The organism is Pseudomonas sp. Sample_24, assembly GCF_004307605.1.
In the GTDB taxonomy this organism is placed as follows: domain Bacteria; phylum Pseudomonadota; class Gammaproteobacteria; order Pseudomonadales; family Pseudomonadaceae; genus Aquipseudomonas.
This window is the reverse complement of sequence record NZ_RCNW01000364.1, coordinates 1-18,443: the sequence shown is the minus strand read 5'-3', so window position 1 is coordinate 18,443 and position 18,443 is coordinate 1. Positions and strand designations below refer to the sequence as shown.

Sequence of the window (18,443 nt, the reverse complement as noted above, 5' to 3'; positions counted from 1 at the left end):
CGCCAACACGGCAAAATACGTCGCCCAACGCATGTTCCACGCTCCTGTGGATATTGTTATGTGCCGCACAAAACATTGTGGGAGCGAGCTTGCTCGCGATGACGGTAGAACATTCAACATTTTCGTCGACTGTCACACCGCTATCGCGAGCAGGCTCGCTCCCACAAGGGATCTGCGTCGTTTGAGAGGCCTGTTTCTGCGGCAGACCTCCTTTAACGACTTACAACTTGATCCAGGTCGCCTTCAGCTCGGTGTATTTGTCGAACGCGTGCAGCGACTTGTCGCGACCGTTACCGGACTGCTTGAAGCCACCGAACGGCGCCGTCATGTCGCCACCGTCATATTGGTTCACCCAAACGCTACCGGCACGCAGGGCGCGGGCGGTCAGGTGAGCCTTGGAGATATCGGCAGTCCACACCGCGGCGGCCAGGCCGTAAGGCGTGTCGTTGGCGATCGCGACGGCTTCTTCGGCGCTGTCGAACGTGATGACCGACAACACTGGCCCGAAAATTTCTTCCTGGGCGATTTTCATCGCGTTGCTGACACCGTCGAAAATCGTCGGCTCAACATACGTGCCACCGGTTTCCTGCAGGATGCGCTTGCCGCCGGCCACCAGCTTGGCGCCATCGGTGTGACCCGATTCGATGTAAGACAGCACGGTGTTCATCTGCTGGGTATCCACCAGCGCACCGACGTTGGTCGCCGGGTCCAGCGGGTTGCCCGGCTTCCAGGTTTTCAGTGCCTCGATCACCAGCGGCAGGAATTTGTCCTTGATCGAACGCTCCACCAGCAGGCGCGAGCCGGCAGTGCAGACTTCGCCCTGGTTGAAGGCGATAGCGCCTGCAGCGGCTTCAGCGGCTTCTTGCAGGTTCGGTGCGTCGGCAAACACGATGTTCGGGCTCTTGCCGCCGGCTTCGAGCCAGACGCGCTTCATGTTTGATTCGCCGGAGTAGATCAGCAGTTGCTTGGCGATCTTGGTCGACCCGGTGAACACCAGGGTGTCCACGTCGTTATGCAGGGCCAAAGCCTTGCCGACGGTATGACCATAGCCTGGCAGTACGTTCAGCACACCTTTCGGGATGCCGGCTTCAACGGCCAGCGCGGCGATGCGGATGGCCGTCAGTGGCGATTTTTCCGATGGCTTGAGGATCACCGAGTTACCGGTGGACAACGCCGGGCCGAGTTTCCAGCACGCCATCATCAACGGGAAGTTCCACGGCACGATGGCACCGACCACACCGACTGGCTCACGGGTCACCAGACCCAGCTGATCGTGCGGAGTCGCGGCGACTTCGTCATAAATCTTGTCGATGGCTTCACCGCTCCAGCTCAGCGCTTGTGCCGCGCCGGGAACATCGATGTACAGCGAATCGCTGATCGGCTTGCCCATGTCCAGGGTTTCAAGCAGGGCCAGCTCTTCGGCGTGCTGCTTGAGCAGGCCGGCGAAACGGATCATGGTGGCTTTGCGCTTGGTCGGTGCCAGGCGCGACCAGACGCCGGAATTGAAGGTGGCGCGAGCGTTTTCCACAGCGCGCTGGGCGTCGGCGGCGTCACAGCTGGCAATCTTGCCCAGCAGACGGCCGTCGACCGGACTGATGCACTCGAAGGTCTCGGCGCTAACGGCGTCGGTGTACTCGCCATTGATATAGGCGCGGCCTTCGATCTTCAGGTCTTTGGCGCGTTGTTCCCAGTCGGCACGGGTCAGGGTGGTCATGCGAGTGTCCTCCTCTTATTGAATACGACACCCGCGTTCTTCGCGGGCGCTGTCAGGAATTCTGCCCGGCCAGCCTGCTTGCGGCCCAAGGCAACCACCACCCTAAACCAGCGGCAGGGGAAGTTTCAATATATTTGACATAACGTCGGCAAACGGCCTTGCGATGTTCAATTTAATAAACATAGACTTTGGCTTTACCAACCACTCGCGCCGCAATCACGGGGGATTACAAAAATGAGCATCCAGGACATCGTCGACTTCAGCCAGGCAACCACCCAGCCCGAACGCTACCGCCCAGACCCGGCCAAAGTCCTCAAGGGCGACCCCGAACAAGCGGTGTACAACCACTACAACAGCCCGTGCGGCCAATTGAATGCGGGTGTGTGGGAAGGCGCTATCGGACAATGGCACGTGAATTTCACCGAGCATGAGTACTGCGAGATCGTTCAAGGGGTTTCGGTTCTGCGCGATAACGATGGCAACAGCAAAACGGTGCGGGCAGGCGATCGCTTCGTGATCCCGGCCGGGTTTCGGGGTACCTGGGAAGTACTGGAAGCCTGTCGCAAGATTTATGTAGCGTTTGAACAGAAAGCGTAGCACCCACTTCAGAACGCCAAATGTCCCCTGTCGCTTGATGGGGGTCATTTTCCGGTCAAGCCGATTTGTCACGATCGAGCCAATGACCTAATTATCTACCGCACGCCGTCGCCACCCCGCAAAGATACTGTCGACGCTCCTCCATGGAGCCTCAAGTTCATCATTCTCAAGGAAGCGAAAACGTGAACAAATATTTTATCTGCGGGCTGCTGGCGAGCCTCACCCTCTCAGCCTTTACACTGGCGCATGCCGATGGCGAGAGGCAAATGTGCGATGCCCGAAGGGTGCAACACCTGGTTGGGGAAATGCTGACGAGCGCCGTATACGAAGAAGCCTTCAAAACGTCGCGAGCAACCAGCATTACTTTCAATTCTTCTGCGGGATTCGAAGATCCCGATAGAAATCGCCTGATCATTTCAATGAATCACGTGGGCACCATTGCCAGAATCACCTGCGGCTGATTCATCGAACCCTGATTCAGGACGAGACAATCGAAACAAAAAAGGCCCGTATCTCGCGATACGGGCCTTTTTCGTAAGGAAGTAAAATCAATTACTTGATTTTGCCTTCCTTGTAGATCACGTGCTTGCGAACAACCGGATCAAATTTCTTGATCTCGATTTTGTCCGGAGTAGTGCGCTTGTTCTTGTCGGTAGTGTAGAAGTGACCAGTACCGGCGCTCGAAATCAAACGAATCAATTCACGCATGATTAGCTCCCTTAGATCTTGCCAGCGGCGCGGATTTCGGCCAGCACGACAGTGATGCCGCGCTTGTCGATGATACGCATGCCTTTGGCAGATACGCGCAGACGCACGAAACGTTTCTCTTCTTCAACCCAGAAGCGGTGATGCTGCAGGTTCGGCAGGAAACGACGACGGGTTTTGTTGTTTGCGTGGGAAATGTTATTCCCAGTCACCGGACCCTTACCGGTAACTTGACATACTCTCGACATGCCTCAGCCCTCTAAAACCACATGCCCAACCCGGCATGGGTTGGCCGCTTAATCTCTCAGTCATTTGGCGCCAGGCGCCGCGTTTCTTTAGAGGTCTTACCGGCTACACCTACAGTGAAGGAACCGGGCCCCTAGAAAAGAGCGCTGCTTTATACCAGAAAGACTCAAGAGCAACAACATTCGGTGTGCCTTGAGTAGATAAAAAACCCGATTTTCCGGCGCCAGGCGCTTTGGATAAAGGCTGTCGTCGATTCCGACCGCTCGTCGCAGAGAAATGCTTTCCAGGTCAAATCCGAGGTTTTCTCAATCAAGGCTCACCCAAACAAGTGGCCTATAGTCCCCTCAAAATGAAAAAGGGGATAGTCATTTGCAAAAGAGCCCACTAGGGTAAGCCTTTTCCAGACTGCACTTGCAGATGGGCCTTCGATCTGTAAAGGAATCCGACCATGCGCCTCGCTGCCCTACCGCTGTTGCTTGCCCCTCTGATGCTGAGCCCACTGGCCCAGGCTGCCGCCTTGAGCGTCTGCACCGAGGCCAGCCCCGAAGGGTTCGACGTGGTGCAATACAACTCGTTGACCACCACCAATGCCTCGGCTGACGTGCTGATGAACCGCCTGGTGGATTTCGACACCGCCAGCGGCAAAGTGGTCGCCAGCCTCGCCGATAGCTGGGAGGTCAGCCCCGATGGCCTGGTCTACATCTTCAAGTTGCGCCCGAAGGTGAAATTTCACCGCACCGAGTATTTCAGTCCGAGCCGCGAACTGACCGCCGAAGACGTGAAATTCAGCTTCGACCGTATGCTCGACCCGGCCAACCCGTGGCACAAAGTCGCCCAGAGCGGCTTTCCGCATGCGCAATCAATGCAACTACCAGCGCTGATCAAGAAAATCGACGCCCTCGACCCGCTGACCGTGCGCTTCACCCTCGATCACCCGGACTCGACGTTCCTGCCGACGCTGAGCATGGGTTTTGCCTCGATCTATTCCGCCGAATATGCCGACAAACTGCTCAAGGCCGGAACCCCGGAAAAGCTCAACAATCAGCCAATCGGTACCGGCCCGTTCGTATTCAGCCGCTTCCAGAAAGACGCCTCGATCCGCTACAAGGCCAACCCTGACTATTTCGCGGGCAAGCCTGCGGTCGACCCGTTGATCTTCGCCATCACCCCTGACGCCAACGTGCGATTGCAGAAACTGCGCCGCAACGAGTGCCAGATTGCCCTGTCGCCCAAACCACTGGACGTACAAGCCGCGCTGAAAGAACCGACCTTGAAAGTCGAAAAGACTGACGCCTTCATGACCGCGTTCGTCGCCCTGAACAGTCAGCATCCGCCGCTGGACAAGCCAGAAGTTCGTCAGGCGATCAACCTTGCCTTCGACAAGGCCAACTACGTCAAGGCCGTGTTCGAAGACACCGCCGAACCCGCCAGCGGGCCGTACCCGCCCAACACCTGGAGCTACGCCAGGGGCTTGCCGGGTTACCCCCACGATGTCGAGAAAGCCAAGGCATTGATGGTCAAGGCCGGGCTCAAGGACGGTTTTCAGACGACGATCTGGACACGCCCCTCTGGCAGCCTGTTAAACCCTAATCCGAGTCTCGGCGCCCAATTGCTGCAATCCGATCTTGCGGAAATCGGCATCCAGGCGGAAATCCGGGTGATCGAATGGGGCGAGCTGATCCGCCGCGCCAAGGCCGGCGAGCACGACATCCTGTTCATGGGCTGGGCCGGCGATAACGGCGACCCGGACAACTTCCTCACGCCGCAGTTTTCCTGCGCCGCGGTCAAGTCCGGCACCAACTTCGCTCGCTACTGCAATGCCGATCTGGACAAGCTGATCAGCGCCGGCAAGACCACCGGCGAGCAAGGCGTGCGCAGCAAGCTTTACGAACAGGCGCAGACGCAGATTCAGCAACAGGCGCTGTGGCTGCCGCTGGCTCATCCGACGGCATTCGCCTTGACGCGCAAGGATGTCGAGGGGTATTCGGTGAGCCCGTTCGGCCGTCAGGACTACTCGAAGGTCAACCTCAAGTAAAAACCGTGGCAGTGGCTTTTGTGGCGAGGGAGTTTTTGTGGGAGGGAGCTTTGTGGCGAGGGAGCTTGCTCCCGCTGGGCTGCGTAGCGGCCCCAAATATCTTGTGAACGCTGCGCATCCAGGCGGGAGCAAGCTCCCTCGCCACAAAAGCTCGCTCTCGACGCCCCGCTACATCCACCCGTACTCGGCCATGGACAGCGGATCACCGTCACCGATGATGAAATGGTCGAGCACCCGCACATCGATCAGCTCAAGCGCCGTTTGCAGGCGCTTGGTCAGCACCCGGTCGGCTTGGCTGGGGTCGGAGTTGCCCGACGGGTGGTTGTGGCAGAGGATCAACGCCGCGGCGTTATTGGCCAAAGCGCGCTTGACCACCTCTCGCGGATGAACACTGGTGTTGTCGATGGAACCGCGAAACAGCGTCTCGAACGTCAAAACCTGATGCCTGGAATCGAGAAACAGACAACCAAACACCTCATGTGGCTCATGACGCAACATCGATTTCAGGTACTCACGAACCGCATGCGGATTTTCCAGTGCCGACTTTTGGCGCGCACGCTCGGCCAAATGACGCCTGCTCATTTCTTGAGCAGCCTGCAACTGTGCAAACTTCGCCGGCCCGAGCCCCAACTGCTTGCTGAACGTTTCCTGATCGGCCTCCAGCAACGAACGCAGGCTGCCAAACTCGTTCAACAAATGCCGCGCCAGGTCCACGGCGCTTTTACCCACTACGCCCGTGCGTAAGAAAATTGCCAGCAATTCGGCGTCCGACAGGCTTCCTGAACCTTGTTCAAGCAACCTCTCCCGCGGCCGTTCAGCCGCCGGCCAATCACGAATACTCATAACACCTCCCTGTCTGTGGGCGCCGCTGTTCCGTAGCGGACGCTGTGATATCGTAGCCCATCTTTTTTGCGAGCGATTTCACTCCTGGGGAGGGGGTATCGCCACGCAGTCATCAACGAATTGAAAGGCAGGCCTATGCAGCGGCTGTATCGGAAACGCATTGTTCTGGGCGTCGGCGGCGGCATCGCTGCCTACAAGAGCGCCGACCTGGTTCGCCGGTTGATGGACCAGGGTGCCGAAGTCCGCGTGGTCATGACCCGTGGCGGCGCCGAGTTCATAACCCCGCTGACCATGCAGGCCCTGTCCGGGCATCCTGTGCACCTCGACCTGCTGGACCCGGCAGCCGAAGCGGCCATGGGCCACATCGAACTGGCCAAATGGGCCGACTTGGTACTGATCGCGCCTGCCACAGCGGATTTGCTCGCCCGTCTGGCCCAAGGCATCGCCGATGACCTGCTGACCACGCTGGTGCTGGCCACCGACGCCGTTGTCGCCGTTGCGCCGGCGATGAACCAGGCCATGTGGCGCGACCCTGCCACCCAGGCCAACCTGCAGACCCTCGAAAGCCGTGACATCAAGGTGTTCGGCCCGGCCTCCGGTAGCCAGGCCTGCGGCGACGTGGGCCTTGGGCGCATGCTCGAAGCCACCGACCTCGCGCTGCTCGCCGCCGACTGCTTCCAGCGTCAGGCGCTGACCGGCAAGCACGTGGTAATTACCGCGGGGCCGACCCAGGAAAACATTGACCCGGTGCGCTACATCACTAACCACAGCTCCGGCAAAATGGGCTTCGCCCTGGCCGAAGCCGCGGTAGAAGCCGGTGCCCGAGTCACGCTGATCAGTGGCCCGGTGCACTTGCCGACACCGGATCGCGTCAGCCGCATCGATGTGGTGAGTGCCCGCGACATGCTCGCTGCGTGCGAAGCCGCGATTCCTTGTGACGTATTCATCGCCTCGGCTGCGGTCGCGGATTACCGCCCGGAAGTCGTCGCCCCACAAAAACTCAAGAAAGACCCTACGAGCGGCGACGGTTTTGTCCTGCAAATGGTGCGCAACCCAGACATCCTGGCCAGCATCGCCACCCGCCCCGACCGTCCGTTCAGTGTCGGTTTCGCCGCTGAAACCGAACACCTGCTCGATTACGCTGCCCGCAAGCTGAAAGACAAGAACCTCGATTTGATCGTCGCCAACGACGTCGCCAACCCGAGCATTGGGTTCAACAGCGAAGAAAACGCCTGCAGCGTGATCGACCGTGAGCTTCACGCCACACTTTTCGCCCAGACCAGCAAGAGCAAGATTGCTCGCCAGCTGATCACTTTTATCGCCGAACGTCTGAACCAGGTTTAATTTACATGCACGCTTTGCAAGCCAAGATCCTCGACCCCCGCATCGGCACCGAATTCCCGCTGCCACAGTACGCCACGCCAGGCTCCGCCGGCCTCGACCTGCGCGCCATGCTGGAGCAGGACACCGTCATCAAACCAGGTGAAACCGTGCTGATCCCTACCGGTCTGTCGGTCTATATCGGTGACCCGAACCTGGCGGCGCTGATCCTGCCGCGTTCGGGCATGGGCCATAAGCACGGCATCGTGCTGGGCAATCTGGTCGGCCTGATCGACTCCGATTACCAGGGACCGCTGATGGTATCCTGCTGGAACCGCGGCCAGACCGAATTCACCATGCCGGTTGGCGAGCGCCTGGCGCAATTGGTGCTGGTACCCGTTGTGCAGGCTCACTTCGAGATGGTTGAAGAATTCGTTGAAACCGAGCGCGGCACGGGTGGTTTCGGCCATAGCGGCACCAAGTAACCGGATAAAGACATTGTGGCGAGGGAGTTTGCTCCCGCTGGGCTGCGTAGCGGCCAAAAAGATTTCATGGGCGCTGCGCACCCAAGCGGGAGCAAGCTCCCTCGCCACAAAAATCTCGACATACTGCGGCGGTTTTAACACCGTAAATCAAGGTTTTGCCGGCCGAAAGCCACGCCCGTCGAGGCGTCATGGCCCTTTCACACCACGAACTCTCTGTGGAAATCGCCGTCATACCCTTCAGTTTGAGCCGGCCGCCCTGTGATTCGGCGGCCTGTCCAGTCACTTTCGAGATGGAGCATTTCCACAGATGAACACCCCGGCCAATATTGCACCCAAGTTCCCTGACAGCATCTTCCGCGCCTATGACATCCGTGGCACTGTCCCGGAGTTCCTGAACGCCGAGACCGCCTACTGGATTGGCCGCGCTGTCGGCTCCCAAAGCCTGGCGCAGGGCGAGCCCAATGTATCCGTTGGCCGTGATGGTCGCCTGTCAGGCCCGGAACTGGTGGAAAGATTGATTCAAGGCATCGCCGACAGCGGCTGCCACGTCAGCGATGTCGGCCTGGTGCCAACCCCTGCGTTGTACTACGCCGCCAACGTGCTGGCCGGCAAATCCGGCGTGATGCTGACCGGCAGCCACAACCCGTCGAACTACAACGGTTTCAAAATCGTCATTGCCGGCGACACCCTGGCCAACGAACAGATCCAGGCCCTGCATGAGCGCCTCAAGACCAATAACCTGAGCAGCGGGCAAGGCAGCATCAGCAAAGTCGAAATTCTCGATCGCTACAGCACCGAAATTGTCCAGGACATCAAACTGGCTCGACGCCTGAAAGTGGTGGTCGATTGCGGCAACGGCGCGGCAGGCGTGATTGCCCCGCAACTGATCGAAGCGCTGAACTGCGAAGTCATCCCGCTGTTCTGCGAAGTCGACGGCAACTTCCCGAACCACCACCCGGATCCGGGCAAGCCTGAAAACCTTGAAGACCTGATCGCCAAGGTCAAGCAAACCAATGCTGACATCGGCCTGGCCTTCGATGGCGATGGCGACCGTGTCGGCGTGGTAACCAACACCGGCAGCATCGTCTACCCGGACCGCCTGCTGATGCTGTTCGCCCGCGACGTCGTAGCGCGCAACCCGGGCGCTGAAATCATCTTCGACGTCAAATGCACCCGCCGCCTGATCCCGCTGATCAAGGAATATGGCGGTCGTTCGCTAATGTGGAAGACTGGTCACTCGTTGATCAAAAAGAAAATGAAACAATCCGGTGCCCTGTTGGCCGGCGAAATGAGCGGGCACATCTTCTTCAAGGAGCGCTGGTTCGGTTTCGACGACGGCATTTACAGCGCTGCGCGCTTGCTGGAAATCCTCAGCAAGGAAAAATCCTCGGCCGAAGAGCTGTTCGCGACGTTCCCGAACGATATTTCTACGCCTGAAATCAATATCCATGTGACCGAAGAGAGCAAATTCAGCATCATTGATGCATTGCACGACGCGCAATGGGGCGAAGGCGCTGACCTGACCACCATCGACGGCGTGCGAGTCGACTATGCCAAAGGCTGGGGCCTGGTTCGCGCCTCCAACACCACACCGGTGCTGGTACTGCGTTTCGAGGCCGATGACGAGGCAGAACTTTCGCGCATCAAGGACGTTTTCAAAGTCCAGTTGAAGCGCGTTGCACCTGATCTCCAACTACCGTTCTGATTCACCCGGAGCCCTGAATGACCCTCGAACGCGAAGCCGCCGCCAACACCGCCAAGGTCCTGTCCGAAGCGCTGCCTTACATTCGCCGCTATGTCGGCAAGACGCTGGTGATCAAATACGGCGGCAACGCGATGGAAAGCGAGGAGCTGAAAACCGGCTTCGCCCGCGACATCGTGCTGATGAAAGCCGTGGGGATCAACCCGGTGGTCGTTCACGGCGGTGGCCCGCAAATCGGTGACCTGCTCAAGCGTCTGTCGATCGAAAGCCATTTCGTCGACGGCATGCGCGTCACCGACGCCGCGACCATGGACGTGGTGGAAATGGTCCTGGGCGGCCAGGTCAACAAGGACATCGTCAATCTGATCAACAGACATGGCGGCAGCGCCATCGGCCTGACCGGTAAAGACGCCGAGCTGATTCGTGCGAAGAAGCTCACCGTCACCCGCCAGACCCCGGAAATGACCACGCCGGAAATCATCGACATCGGCCATGTGGGCGAAGTCGTCGGCATCAATACCGACCTGCTCAACCTGCTGGTCAAGGGCGATTTCATCCCGGTGATCGCGCCAATCGGCGTCGGCGCCAACGGTGAGTCGTACAACATCAACGCAGACCTGGTGGCCGGTAAAGTCGCCGAAGCGCTGAAAGCCGAGAAGTTGATGCTGCTGACCAACATCGCCGGCCTGATGGACAAGTCGGGGACGGTCCTGACCGGCCTGACCACCCAACAGGTCGACGATCTGATCGCCGATGGCACCATCTACGGCGGCATGCTGCCGAAGATCCGTTGCGCACTGGAAGCCGTCCAGGGCGGCGTGGGCAGCTCGCTGATCATCGATGGGCGCGTACCGAACGCGATTCTGCTGGAAATCTTCACCGATACCGGCGTGGGCACCTTGATCAGCAATCGCAAGCGTCCCTGATCAATAAAGACGAAAAAGATCGCAGCCTGCGGCAGCTCCAACTGGATTGTTTCGGATGTACGAAACTTCCGTAGGAGTTGAACAAGTCTGCGATCTTTTTTATGCCTACAGGAATTGCCCGACGCAAATAAGCGAAACGTCCGACATCCCAAAAGAAACAATCTGCATACGATCTTCCCTGAATCCACAGGAGATCTTCCCCATGCAAAAAGACTACGTTCCCTACGGCAGCGACGTTTCAGCAGGCACCTACGCATGCGCAGATTGCGGGCGCGAATACAGCAATCAATCAAAGACTTCTCTTCCACCGTGCCCGGACTTCCAACCAGGGACCCACGTACTCAATGGCTGGAACATCCTGACCGGCCAAGGTGATGCCGTGGCAGATCCGTACCCAAACGAGCCTGCCAAGTAATCACGGAGGTCTGAACCATGCAGATCTCGTTCACGATCGATGCCCAGGCTTTCAACCTCGAGCAGAAGGAGCCGGTGAAAAAGACCTTGAGGATTTCCGACGGCGAAATCGCCCATGCCCTGGAACGAATAGCCAAGGCGAGCCTGACCGAATACCTGAAGATGCTGGTCGAAGGCGGCATGCCCAGCAGGGCCGATGAGGCCAAGCAGGATCGATTGCTCTACCTGATTCAAAGTTACTTCGGGCAAACGTTGCCCACTGAATCGCAGATATCGACGATTTTCCAACTGACGCAGAGCCAGAGTAAAACCCTGTTGAAAAACACGGTTTCACGGTTTCGCAATCAACTGGACGAGATTTTCCAGCACAGCATGCGATCAGTGATCGAAACGGCCGAGCATGCGCAGACGGTTTATCTGGTGGTGATCAGTTCAGACGTGATTCGCGATGAGCTGAACATGCTGATCACACAAAACGAGCCGACCTTCAAACCCATCACCAAACGCAAGGGCAGTGCCGGGCAGTTCGAAATCAGCGAAGACTCCCACGCTTTGTTGTGCCAAACCCTGAGGCTCAATGCCGTTCAGTGACATTGTCGCGGTCAGCGGCTTGCTGCTGACCCTGACCACATTCATGTTCAACCTGGCTTGGCCACGGTTGCATGAGGCGCTGGAACTGGATGACAAAGAGTCAGGCCCGTTGGCCAGAAAACGCAGCCGGGGGAAAGTGCTGGGGGTTTTGTTTAGCCGCGCCGTACCGCTGACGTGCGCCTTCATGGCGCTGTTTTACGTCAACTTGCCAGCCGCCGTGAGGATCATGAGAAGCAGCACGCTGGATCTATGGGATTTCAACGTGGACCGAACGCTTTACGTGTTAGTCGTCGTGGCACTGCTGGTGTTTGCGCTGTTCAACCTGGGGTTGGCATTAAAACTGGTCGGAAAATGGCGAAAACTGTGCTGACGACTCAAAACAAAAGACCCCCACTCAGCCTGGCTGAGCGGGGTCTTTTTCTGCCTGCAATCCCTGCGACAATCCACCTTTTGTGGCGAGGGAGCTTGCTCCCGCTTGAGTGCGCAGCACTCACAAACTTTTTGGGTCTGCTACGCAGCCCAGCGGGAGCAAGCTCCCTCGCCACACAGGCTCGCTCCCACAGGGGGATTGTGGTCAGACGCCGAACTGCGCGCGGTAGGCTTCAACCGCCGGCAAATGCTGCTTGAGCTGCGGATCATCGGCCAGGAACTCCAGCACCTGGTTCAACGAAACAATGCTGATCACCGGGATACCGAAATCACGCTCGACTTCCTGGATCGCCGACAACTCACCATTGCCACGTTCTTGACGGTTCAGGGCAATCAGCACGCCAGCTGCCTTGGCGCCGTCCTGGGAAGCGATGATCTGCATCACTTCGCGGATAGCGGTGCCGGCGGTGATCACGTCGTCGATGATCAGCACATCGCCGGTCAAAGGCGCGCCGACCAGGCTGCCGCCCTCGCCGTGGGCCTTGGCTTCCTTGCGGTTGAAACACCATGGCAGGTCACGGTTGTGATGCTCGGCCAATGCCACGGCAGTGGTCGCCGCCAAAGGGATGCCTTTGTAGGCAGGACCGAACAGAACATCGAACGCAATACCGCTTTCGGCGATGGCAGCGGCGTAGAAACGACCCAGCTGCGCCAGGGCCGAACCTGAATTGAACAGGCCCGCATTGAAGAAGTAAGGACTGGTACGCCCGGACTTCAGGGTGAACTCACCGAAGCGCAAAACGCCGCGATCGATGGCAAAACGAATGAAATCGCGCTGATACGCTTGCATGAAAAAAACCCCAAATACCACGGATTTAGCTAATTAGCTTGACGCCGTGTATCATACACGCACGCGATTTTTGGGGCCATTTATGCGGATCATCAGTGTGAACGTCAATGGTATTCAGGCTGCAGTCGAGCGAGGTTTGCTCAGTTGGCTGCAAGCACAGAATGCCGACGTCATCTGCCTGCAGGACACCCGTGCCTCCGCCTTTGAACTGGACGATCCAGCCTTCCAACTGGATGGATACTTCCTTTATGCCTGCGACGCCGAAGTCCCCGCCCAAGGTGGCGTGGCTTTGTACTCGCGGTTGCAACCGAAGGCTGTCATCAGCGGTCTCGGTTTCGAGACGGCCGACCGCTACGGGCGCTACCTGCAAGCCGATTTCGACAAAGTCAGTATTGCAACCTTGTTGCTGCCATCGGGCATGAACGGCGATGAAGACTTGAACCAGAAGTTCAAGCTTATGGATGACTTCGCCAAGTACCTGGACAAGCAACGGCGCAAACGCCGCGAGTACATTTATTGTGGCTCGCTGTATGTGGCGCAACAGAAGCTGGACATCAAGAACTGGCGCGACAGCCAGCAATCTCCGGGCTTCCTGGCGCCTGAACGGGCCTGGATGGACGAGATTGTCGGCAATATGGGGTATGTCGATGCCCTGCGCGAAGTCAGCCGTGAAGGTGACCAGTACAGCTGGTGGCCAGACAACGAACAGGCCGAAATGCTCAACCTCGGCTGGCGCTTCGATTACCAGCTGCTGACCCCGGGTCTGCGCCGCTTCGTACGCAGCGCACGCTTGCCGCGCCAGCCACGGTTCTCGCAGCATGCGCCGCTGATCGTGGACTACGATTGGACGCTGACGATCTAAACACTTGTCGCTGACAATGAAGTTCGACGTTGTTCGAAGATGAAAAATGCCCGTATCGCAGGATACGGGCATTTTTTATGGCGGTGCTCAGTGACCGGTACTTCAAGCAGCGCCGAAAAACGGCAGCGCCAGATACAACTTGATCACGATGACATTGATAATGTCGATAAAGAAAGCCCCCACCATCGGCACAACCAGAAACGCAATTTGCGAAGGTCCATAGCGCTGTGTCACGGCCTGCATGTTGGCGATGGCAGTTGGTGTTGCACCCAGTCCAAAGCCGCAATGTCCTGCCGCCAGCACGGCCGCGTCGTAGTTACTGCCCATGATTCTGAATGTTACGAATATCGCAAAGAGCGCCATGACCATCGTTTGCGCGGCCAGAATTATAAAGAACGGCAAGGCCAGTGCCGCCAGATCCCACAATTTGAGTGACATCAGCGCGATCGCCAGGAACAGCGACAAACTGACATTCCCCAACACAGAGACTTCGCGCTCGAACACCTGGTACAAGCCCAACGCTGAAAGCCCGTTTCGTAAAAGTACACCCACAAACAATACGCAGACGAACGTCGGCAACTCAAATGCGGTTTCGCGGAGCATGCCATTGAGGAGATTGCCCGCGAGTAAGCTGACCGCGATCAGTGCGAGTGTTTCAATGAAGGAAAACGGGGTGATTGAGCGTTCTTTGTTCGGTTGCTCGAAGCCTTTTGGCATCCGCGGCTTGTCTTGCTCGCGGCAGCCGGGCACCTGAGTCCGTTTGATGAGCAGGCGAGCGACCGGCCCACCAATCAAACCGCCCAGCACCAAGCCAAACGTCGCGGAGGCCATCGCAAGTTCAGAGGCGGAAGCCAGACCGTACTTCTCACTGAACGTCGCCCCCCATGCAGCCCCGGTACCGTGACCACCCGCCAGCGTCACCGAGCCTGTCAGCAGCCCCATCAGGGGATCGAGCCCCAAAGCCGTTGCCAATCCAATGCCCATGGCGTTCTGCACCACCAGCAAGCCGGTGACCGCCAATACAAACATTCCCACTATGCGTCCGCCTTTTTTCAGGCTGGCGAAGTCTGCACTCAACCCGATCGTGGCGAAAAACGCCAACATCAATGGCGTTTGTAGCGAGGTATCAAATCGGACTTCCATATCGAGCGATCGTAATACCAAAAGAACCAAGGCTACCAATAAGCCGCCTGCTACAGGCTCAGGAATATTGTAAGCGCGCAAAAAGCCGACACGTGTGACGAGCCCGCGCCCCAGCAAAAGAACCAAGGAAGCGGCGACAAGTGTTCCATAAAAATCGAGTTGAACCATTGGGATAATCTTGGGTTTTCATTCAGAGGCGAACTGTTTACCTGGACACGCCTATTGAACAGGTTGATTGTTTTCAACACTGATTGCTTTTACTTTCAGGATCCGTCAATGGCCTGAATATATCGAAATATTTCTTAGAGGTATTTCGTGCGACAACTTTAACAATCGTAAAGTCTTACTGCCAAGGATGCGGGAAGAGCTGATGTCTTGCAGTTGTGACCAAACATGTAAAGAAGTAAGCGCAGATTACAAAAACAAGTAACTTGATAATAAAAACGCAAATGCCCCGACAAGTCGGGGCATTTCGCTAACAGCATCTACAGGCTTACTTGATCAACCGCCACGTAAACGGATACCGATACGGAAACCCTTCGTTAGCCTTGACCCCGGCGATAATCGTCAGTACCAACGCACCTATCGCCACCAGACCGAACAGGAAGAACCCGACAATCACCACCATCAGCAGGAAACAAATGGCAGAAGCAATGGCGACGGTGATCTGAAAGTTCAGCGCCTCCTTGCCTTGCGCATCGACGAACGGGTCCATCTCACGCTTCATCTGCCAGAGAATCAACGGGCCGATCAGGGTACCGAACGGAATCCAGATCCCCAACAAGGCAGACAAGTGACAAAACATTGCCCACTGCCGAACTTCTTTGCTCGGGGTGGGAAGCAGCTGTTGTTCTTCACTCATGGCGTCCTCCTTGTGTACTTCGGTCCGATCAGTCTGCCAGCGCAGCCTTTTGCAGATCGAAAATCTCGTTCATGCCTTTCTTTGCCAGTTCCAGCATGGCATTCAATTCTTCCGGCTGGAACGGTGCGCCTTCGGCAGTGCCCTGAACTTCGATGAACCCGCCAGTGCTGGTCATCACCACGTTCAGGTCGGTCTCTGCCGCCGAATCTTCCAGGTAATCAAGGTCGAGCACTGGCTCGCCCTGGTACATGCCGACCGACACCGCACCGATCATTTGCTTGAGCGGGTCGCCGCCTTTGAGGCCGCCGCGCTTCTTGATCACTTTCAAGGCATCGACCAGGGCGACCATGGCGCCGGTGATGGACGCGGTGCGAGTACCGCCATCGGCCTGGATCACATCGCAGTCAACGTAAAGGGTGACGTCGCCCAGCTTGGACATGTCCAGCGCAGCACGCAGGGAACGCCCGATCAAGCGCTGGATTTCCAGGGTACGGCCGCCTTGCTTGCCGCGGCTCGCCTCACGCTGGTTACGCTCGCCGGTGGCGCGTGGCAGCATGCCGTACTCGGCGGTCAGCCAACCCTGGCCCTGGCCCTTGAGGAAGCGAGGCACGCCGTTTTCGACGCTGACGGTGCAGATGACCTTGGTATCACCGAACTCGACCAGTACAGATCCCTCGGCATGTTTGGTGTAGTTGCGGGTAATGCGGATCGAGCGGAGCTGATCGGCAGCGCGACCACTTGGACGTTTCATAAGGGATACCTGTACGGGGACGGAAAACTGCGAAGCATTATAGAGCCGCCAGCCACGCCTGGGCACTTCTAAAAAATTACTCGGACGAGCGAAGGCTCTGAACAGCCCGTGCCCGACGACCTGCAGCCGATTGTCACTCCGTGTGTTTGGGCGCATTGGCGCCACTGCGCTACAATCCTGCGCCTTTGCTGCCAGTCGGCTTTAATTCATTGATATCGGATTGCCTGAACATCAGTTCCGCGCCGATCTGCACTGCGAGGTACCTCCATGGTGCACAGCATGACCGCCTTCGCCCGCGTCGAAAGCGCCGGCGTCCAAGGCACCCTGAGCTGGGAACTGCGCTCGGTCAACAGCCGCTACCTGGAACCCCACCTGCGCCTGCCGGAGTCCTTTCGCGACCTCGAAGGTGCCGTCCGTGAAGCCCTGCGCCAAGGTGTATCCCGGGGCAAGCTCGAATGCACCCTGCGCTTCACCGAAGAAAACACCGGCAAACCGCTGCAAGTCGACCAGGCACGCGCCGCACAACTGGTCGCCGCCGCCGAGACCGTTGCCAGCCTGATCAAGAACCCGGCAGCACTGAACCCGCTGGAAGTCCTGGCCTGGCCCGGCGTACTTGTAGGTGACGCCACCGACCCGCAAGCCTTGAATGCCCAGGCACTGGCGCTGTTCAACCAGGGCCTGAAAGAGCTCAAGGCCGGACGCGAGCGAGAGGGCGCGGAGCTGGCACGGCTGATCAATGAGCGCCTGACGTCCATTGAAGAAGACGTGGTGACCCTGCGTGAACTGGTTCCGCAAATGCTCGCCACCCAGCGCCAGAAAGTGCTTGATCGTTTCGCCGACATGAAGGCCGAGATGGACCCACAGCGTCTGGAGCAGGAAATGGTCATGCTCGCGCAGAAAAGCGACGTCGCCGAAGAACTGGATCGCCTGAGCACTCACATCATCGAAGTTCGTCGTGTACTCAAGTCTGGCGGCGCCGCCGGTCGGCGCCTGGACTTCCTGATGCAGGAGCTCAACCGCGAAGCCAACACCCTGGGCTCCAAAGCCTTCGACCCGCGCAGCACCCAAGCGGCGGTCAACCTGAAAGTGTTGATCGAGCAGATGCGTGAACAAGTGCAGAATATTGAGTAAGGCAACCCCGACATGACCCACAGCACCGGCACCCTCTACATCATTTCCGCCCCATCGGGCGCGGGCAAAAGCAGCCTGGTCAAGGCCCTGACCGACGCCGATCCGGAAATTCGCGTTTCGGTCTCGCACACCACCCGCGCCATGCGCCCCGGTGAAGTGAACGGCGTGAACTATCACTTCGTCGAGCGCAGCGAGTTCGTGAAGATGATCGAACACGGGGATTTCCTCGAGCGCGCCGAAGTATTCGGCAATCTCTACGGGACCTCGCAGAGCCACTTGCAGCAGACCCTGGACGAAGGGCACGACCTGATTCTGGAAATCGACTGGCAAGGCGCCGAGCAAGTGCGCAAGCTGATGCCTCAGGCCCGTTCGATTTTCATCTTGCCGCCGTCACTTGAAGCCCTGCATCAGCGCCTGACCAATCGTGGCCAGGACAGCGACGAAATCATCGATGGCCGGATGCGCGAAGCCGTCAGCGAGATGAGCCACTATGTCGACTATGACTACCTGATCATCAACGACGATTTCGCCCACGCACTGCACGATCTGAAGGCGATTTTTCGCGCCAATCAGCTGATTCAGAAGCGTCAGCAACAGCGCCACGGCAAATTGCTGGCTGAATTGCTCGGTTAAAGAGCACTTCCCAAAACCGCTGCAAGGGCTTTACATTGGCACTTGCAGCGCGTTGAAGGGCTTGATCAAAAAATCAGCGCTTCCCTAATCGCTGGTGATTTTTTAAACTGTTGAGTCCGCTCGCCCATCCGGGCAGCGCGCATATTGCATTTGCTACGAGGAAGACCATGGCCCGCGTAACCGTTGAAGACTGCCTAGAACACGTGGATAACCGCTTTGAGCTGGTCATGCTCTCTACCAAGCGTGCCCGTCAACTGGCCACCG

Annotated in this window: 21 protein-coding genes and 1 pseudogene; 14 read left to right on the top strand and 8 right to left on the bottom strand. The window is 58.0% G+C overall.

Annotation, left to right across the window (positions count from 1 at the left end; genetic code table 11):
- Positions 1-220 precede the first annotated feature (220 nt).
- Positions 221-1,714, bottom strand: coding sequence for an aldehyde dehydrogenase (locus D8V06_RS20960; protein ID WP_130903805.1), 1,494 nt, complete (start codon positions 1,712-1,714; stop codon positions 221-223).
- Between the two features lie 234 nt (positions 1,715-1,948).
- On the opposite strand from D8V06_RS20960, the gene D8V06_RS20955 reads away from it, so the two are divergent.
- Both D8V06_RS20955 and D8V06_RS20950 read left to right on the top strand, forming a co-directional pair.
- Entirely contained in the window at positions 1,949-2,311 is a 363-nt protein-coding gene (locus D8V06_RS20955; RefSeq protein WP_056854157.1) for a cupin domain-containing protein, read from the top strand.
- A gap of 182 nt (positions 2,312-2,493) precedes the next feature.
- On the top strand, positions 2,494-2,772 hold the full coding sequence (locus D8V06_RS20950; RefSeq protein ID WP_130903804.1) for a hypothetical protein: 279 nt from the start codon (positions 2,494-2,496) through the stop codon (positions 2,770-2,772).
- 91 nt (positions 2,773-2,863) lie between these two features.
- Here D8V06_RS20950 and rpmG read toward each other — a convergent pair whose 3' ends face one another.
- On the bottom strand, positions 2,864-3,019 hold the full coding sequence (rpmG, locus tag D8V06_RS20945) for a 50S ribosomal protein L33 (protein ID WP_007894709.1): 156 nt from the start codon (positions 3,017-3,019) through the stop codon (positions 2,864-2,866).
- 11 nt (positions 3,020-3,030) lie between these two features.
- Positions 3,031-3,264, bottom strand: coding sequence for a 50S ribosomal protein L28 (gene rpmB / locus D8V06_RS20940; RefSeq protein ID WP_003176907.1), 234 nt, complete (start codon positions 3,262-3,264; stop codon positions 3,031-3,033).
- A 446-nt stretch (positions 3,265-3,710) separates the two neighbouring features.
- Here rpmB and D8V06_RS20935 point away from each other — a divergent pair, with 446 nt between their 5' ends.
- Positions 3,711-5,297, top strand: coding sequence for an ABC transporter substrate-binding protein (locus D8V06_RS20935; protein ID WP_056854159.1), 1,587 nt, complete (start codon positions 3,711-3,713; stop codon positions 5,295-5,297).
- Positions 5,298-5,465: 168 nt separating this feature from the next.
- On the opposite strand, the gene radC is transcribed toward D8V06_RS20935, so the two are convergent.
- Entirely contained in the window at positions 5,466-6,140 is a 675-nt protein-coding gene (radC, locus tag D8V06_RS20925) for a DNA repair protein RadC (protein WP_056854160.1), read from the bottom strand.
- Between the two features lie 135 nt (positions 6,141-6,275).
- Here radC and coaBC point away from each other — a divergent pair, with 135 nt between their 5' ends.
- The 7 genes and pseudogenes from coaBC (at position 6,276) to D8V06_RS20890 (ending at position 11,948) form a co-directional block, all read left to right on the top strand.
- Entirely contained in the window at positions 6,276-7,484 is a 1,209-nt protein-coding gene (coaBC, locus tag D8V06_RS20920) for a bifunctional phosphopantothenoylcysteine decarboxylase/phosphopantothenate--cysteine ligase CoaBC (protein WP_056854161.1), read from the top strand.
- A gap of 5 nt (positions 7,485-7,489) precedes the next feature.
- Positions 7,490-7,945 (top strand): dUTP diphosphatase, encoded by a 456-nt coding sequence (gene dut / locus D8V06_RS20915; protein WP_056854162.1) that lies wholly within the window; start codon positions 7,490-7,492, stop codon positions 7,943-7,945.
- A gap of 346 nt (positions 7,946-8,291) precedes the next feature.
- Positions 8,292-9,650, top strand: a pseudogene (locus tag D8V06_RS20910) (phosphomannomutase/phosphoglucomutase); the annotation flags it as partial.
- A gap of 17 nt (positions 9,651-9,667) precedes the next feature.
- Positions 9,668-10,573, top strand: coding sequence for an acetylglutamate kinase (gene argB, locus D8V06_RS20905; protein WP_008047078.1), 906 nt, complete (start codon positions 9,668-9,670; stop codon positions 10,571-10,573).
- A 202-nt stretch (positions 10,574-10,775) separates the two neighbouring features.
- Positions 10,776-10,988: a hypothetical protein gene (locus D8V06_RS20900; protein ID WP_056854164.1), complete on the top strand. Its 213-nt coding sequence runs from the start codon at positions 10,776-10,778 to the stop codon at positions 10,986-10,988.
- Positions 10,989-11,005: 17 nt separating this feature from the next.
- The gene (locus tag D8V06_RS20895; protein ID WP_130931705.1) at positions 11,006-11,578 is read left to right on the top strand and encodes a hypothetical protein; all 573 of its coding nucleotides are present in this window, start codon (positions 11,006-11,008) and stop codon (positions 11,576-11,578) included.
- Complete coding sequence (locus D8V06_RS20890; RefSeq protein ID WP_130931704.1) at positions 11,565-11,948, top strand: hypothetical protein; 384 nt, start codon at positions 11,565-11,567, stop codon at positions 11,946-11,948. Before D8V06_RS20895 ends, D8V06_RS20890 begins: the two co-directional genes overlap by 14 nt.
- A 204-nt stretch (positions 11,949-12,152) precedes the next feature.
- Here D8V06_RS20890 and pyrE read toward each other — a convergent pair whose 3' ends face one another.
- Entirely contained in the window at positions 12,153-12,797 is a 645-nt protein-coding gene (gene pyrE / locus D8V06_RS20885; RefSeq protein WP_008047079.1) for an orotate phosphoribosyltransferase, read from the bottom strand.
- A gap of 82 nt (positions 12,798-12,879) precedes the next feature.
- On the opposite strand from pyrE, the gene D8V06_RS20880 reads away from it, so the two are divergent.
- Positions 12,880-13,659, top strand: coding sequence for an exodeoxyribonuclease III (locus D8V06_RS20880; protein WP_053163881.1), 780 nt, complete (start codon positions 12,880-12,882; stop codon positions 13,657-13,659).
- Between the two features lie 102 nt (positions 13,660-13,761).
- Here the strand turns inward: D8V06_RS20880 and gltS are convergent, their stop codons facing one another.
- The 3 genes from gltS to rph all read right to left on the bottom strand — a co-directional run bounded on the left by gltS (position 13,762) and on the right by rph (position 16,415).
- Positions 13,762-14,970 carry a sodium/glutamate symporter gene (gltS, locus tag D8V06_RS20875; RefSeq protein ID WP_130903798.1) on the bottom strand — a complete coding sequence of 403 codons (1,209 nt, stop codon included), beginning with the start codon at positions 14,968-14,970 and terminating at the stop codon, positions 13,762-13,764.
- Positions 14,971-15,295: 325 nt separating this feature from the next.
- Positions 15,296-15,664, bottom strand: a complete 369-nt coding sequence (locus tag D8V06_RS20870) for a DUF4870 domain-containing protein (RefSeq protein WP_056854168.1) — start codon at positions 15,662-15,664, stop codon at positions 15,296-15,298.
- A gap of 28 nt (positions 15,665-15,692) precedes the next feature.
- A complete protein-coding gene (gene rph, locus D8V06_RS20865; protein WP_047535109.1) occupies positions 15,693-16,415 on the bottom strand; it encodes a ribonuclease PH in 723 nt (240 codons plus the stop codon).
- A 267-nt stretch (positions 16,416-16,682) separates the two neighbouring features.
- Here rph and D8V06_RS20860 point away from each other — a divergent pair, with 267 nt between their 5' ends.
- The 3 genes from D8V06_RS20860 to rpoZ form a co-directional block, all read left to right on the top strand.
- The gene (locus D8V06_RS20860) at positions 16,683-17,546 is read left to right on the top strand and encodes a YicC/YloC family endoribonuclease (protein ID WP_056854169.1); all 864 of its coding nucleotides are present in this window, start codon (positions 16,683-16,685) and stop codon (positions 17,544-17,546) included.
- A gap of 12 nt (positions 17,547-17,558) precedes the next feature.
- Positions 17,559-18,179 carry a guanylate kinase gene (gmk, locus tag D8V06_RS20855; protein ID WP_056854170.1) on the top strand — a complete coding sequence of 207 codons (621 nt, stop codon included), beginning with the start codon at positions 17,559-17,561 and terminating at the stop codon, positions 18,177-18,179.
- 167 nt (positions 18,180-18,346) lie between these two features.
- Positions 18,347-18,443 (top strand): DNA-directed RNA polymerase subunit omega (rpoZ, locus tag D8V06_RS20850; protein ID WP_130931703.1); only part of this gene is annotated, 97 nt, incomplete at its 3' end.

Excerpts from the sequence above, each read along its gene's own strand:
- rpmG (WP_007894709.1), bottom strand. The coding sequence starts at position 3,019 with ATGCGTGAATTGATTCGTTTGATTTCGAGCGCCGGTACTGGTCACTTC.
- rpmB (WP_003176907.1), bottom strand. The coding sequence starts at position 3,264 with ATGTCGAGAGTATGTCAAGTTACCGGTAAGGGTCCGGTGACTGGGAAT.
- D8V06_RS20895 (WP_130931705.1), top strand. The coding sequence starts at position 11,006 with ATGCAGATCTCGTTCACGATCGATGCCCAGGCTTTCAACCTCGAGCAG.
- dut (WP_056854162.1), top strand. The coding sequence starts at position 7,490 with ATGCACGCTTTGCAAGCCAAGATCCTCGACCCCCGCATCGGCACCGAA.
- D8V06_RS20890 (WP_130931704.1), top strand. The coding sequence starts at position 11,565 with ATGCCGTTCAGTGACATTGTCGCGGTCAGCGGCTTGCTGCTGACCCTG.
- coaBC (WP_056854161.1), top strand. The coding sequence starts at position 6,276 with ATGCAGCGGCTGTATCGGAAACGCATTGTTCTGGGCGTCGGCGGCGGC.
- D8V06_RS20880 (WP_053163881.1), top strand. The coding sequence starts at position 12,880 with ATGCGGATCATCAGTGTGAACGTCAATGGTATTCAGGCTGCAGTCGAG.
- radC (WP_056854160.1), bottom strand. The coding sequence starts at position 6,140 with ATGAGTATTCGTGATTGGCCGGCGGCTGAACGGCCGCGGGAGAGGTTG.
- D8V06_RS20955 (WP_056854157.1), top strand. The coding sequence starts at position 1,949 with ATGAGCATCCAGGACATCGTCGACTTCAGCCAGGCAACCACCCAGCCC.
- D8V06_RS20860 (WP_056854169.1), top strand. The coding sequence starts at position 16,683 with ATGGTGCACAGCATGACCGCCTTCGCCCGCGTCGAAAGCGCCGGCGTC.
- D8V06_RS20935 (WP_056854159.1), top strand. The coding sequence starts at position 3,711 with ATGCGCCTCGCTGCCCTACCGCTGTTGCTTGCCCCTCTGATGCTGAGC.
- argB (WP_008047078.1), top strand. The coding sequence starts at position 9,668 with ATGACCCTCGAACGCGAAGCCGCCGCCAACACCGCCAAGGTCCTGTCC.
- D8V06_RS20870 (WP_056854168.1), bottom strand. The coding sequence starts at position 15,664 with ATGAGTGAAGAACAACAGCTGCTTCCCACCCCGAGCAAAGAAGTTCGG.
- D8V06_RS20900 (WP_056854164.1), top strand. The coding sequence starts at position 10,776 with ATGCAAAAAGACTACGTTCCCTACGGCAGCGACGTTTCAGCAGGCACC.
- rph (WP_047535109.1), bottom strand. The coding sequence starts at position 16,415 with ATGAAACGTCCAAGTGGTCGCGCTGCCGATCAGCTCCGCTCGATCCGC.
- gltS (WP_130903798.1), bottom strand. The coding sequence starts at position 14,970 with ATGGTTCAACTCGATTTTTATGGAACACTTGTCGCCGCTTCCTTGGTT.
- D8V06_RS20960 (WP_130903805.1), bottom strand. The coding sequence starts at position 1,714 with ATGACCACCCTGACCCGTGCCGACTGGGAACAACGCGCCAAAGACCTG.
- gmk (WP_056854170.1), top strand. The coding sequence starts at position 17,559 with ATGACCCACAGCACCGGCACCCTCTACATCATTTCCGCCCCATCGGGC.
- pyrE (WP_008047079.1), bottom strand. The coding sequence starts at position 12,797 with ATGCAAGCGTATCAGCGCGATTTCATTCGTTTTGCCATCGATCGCGGC.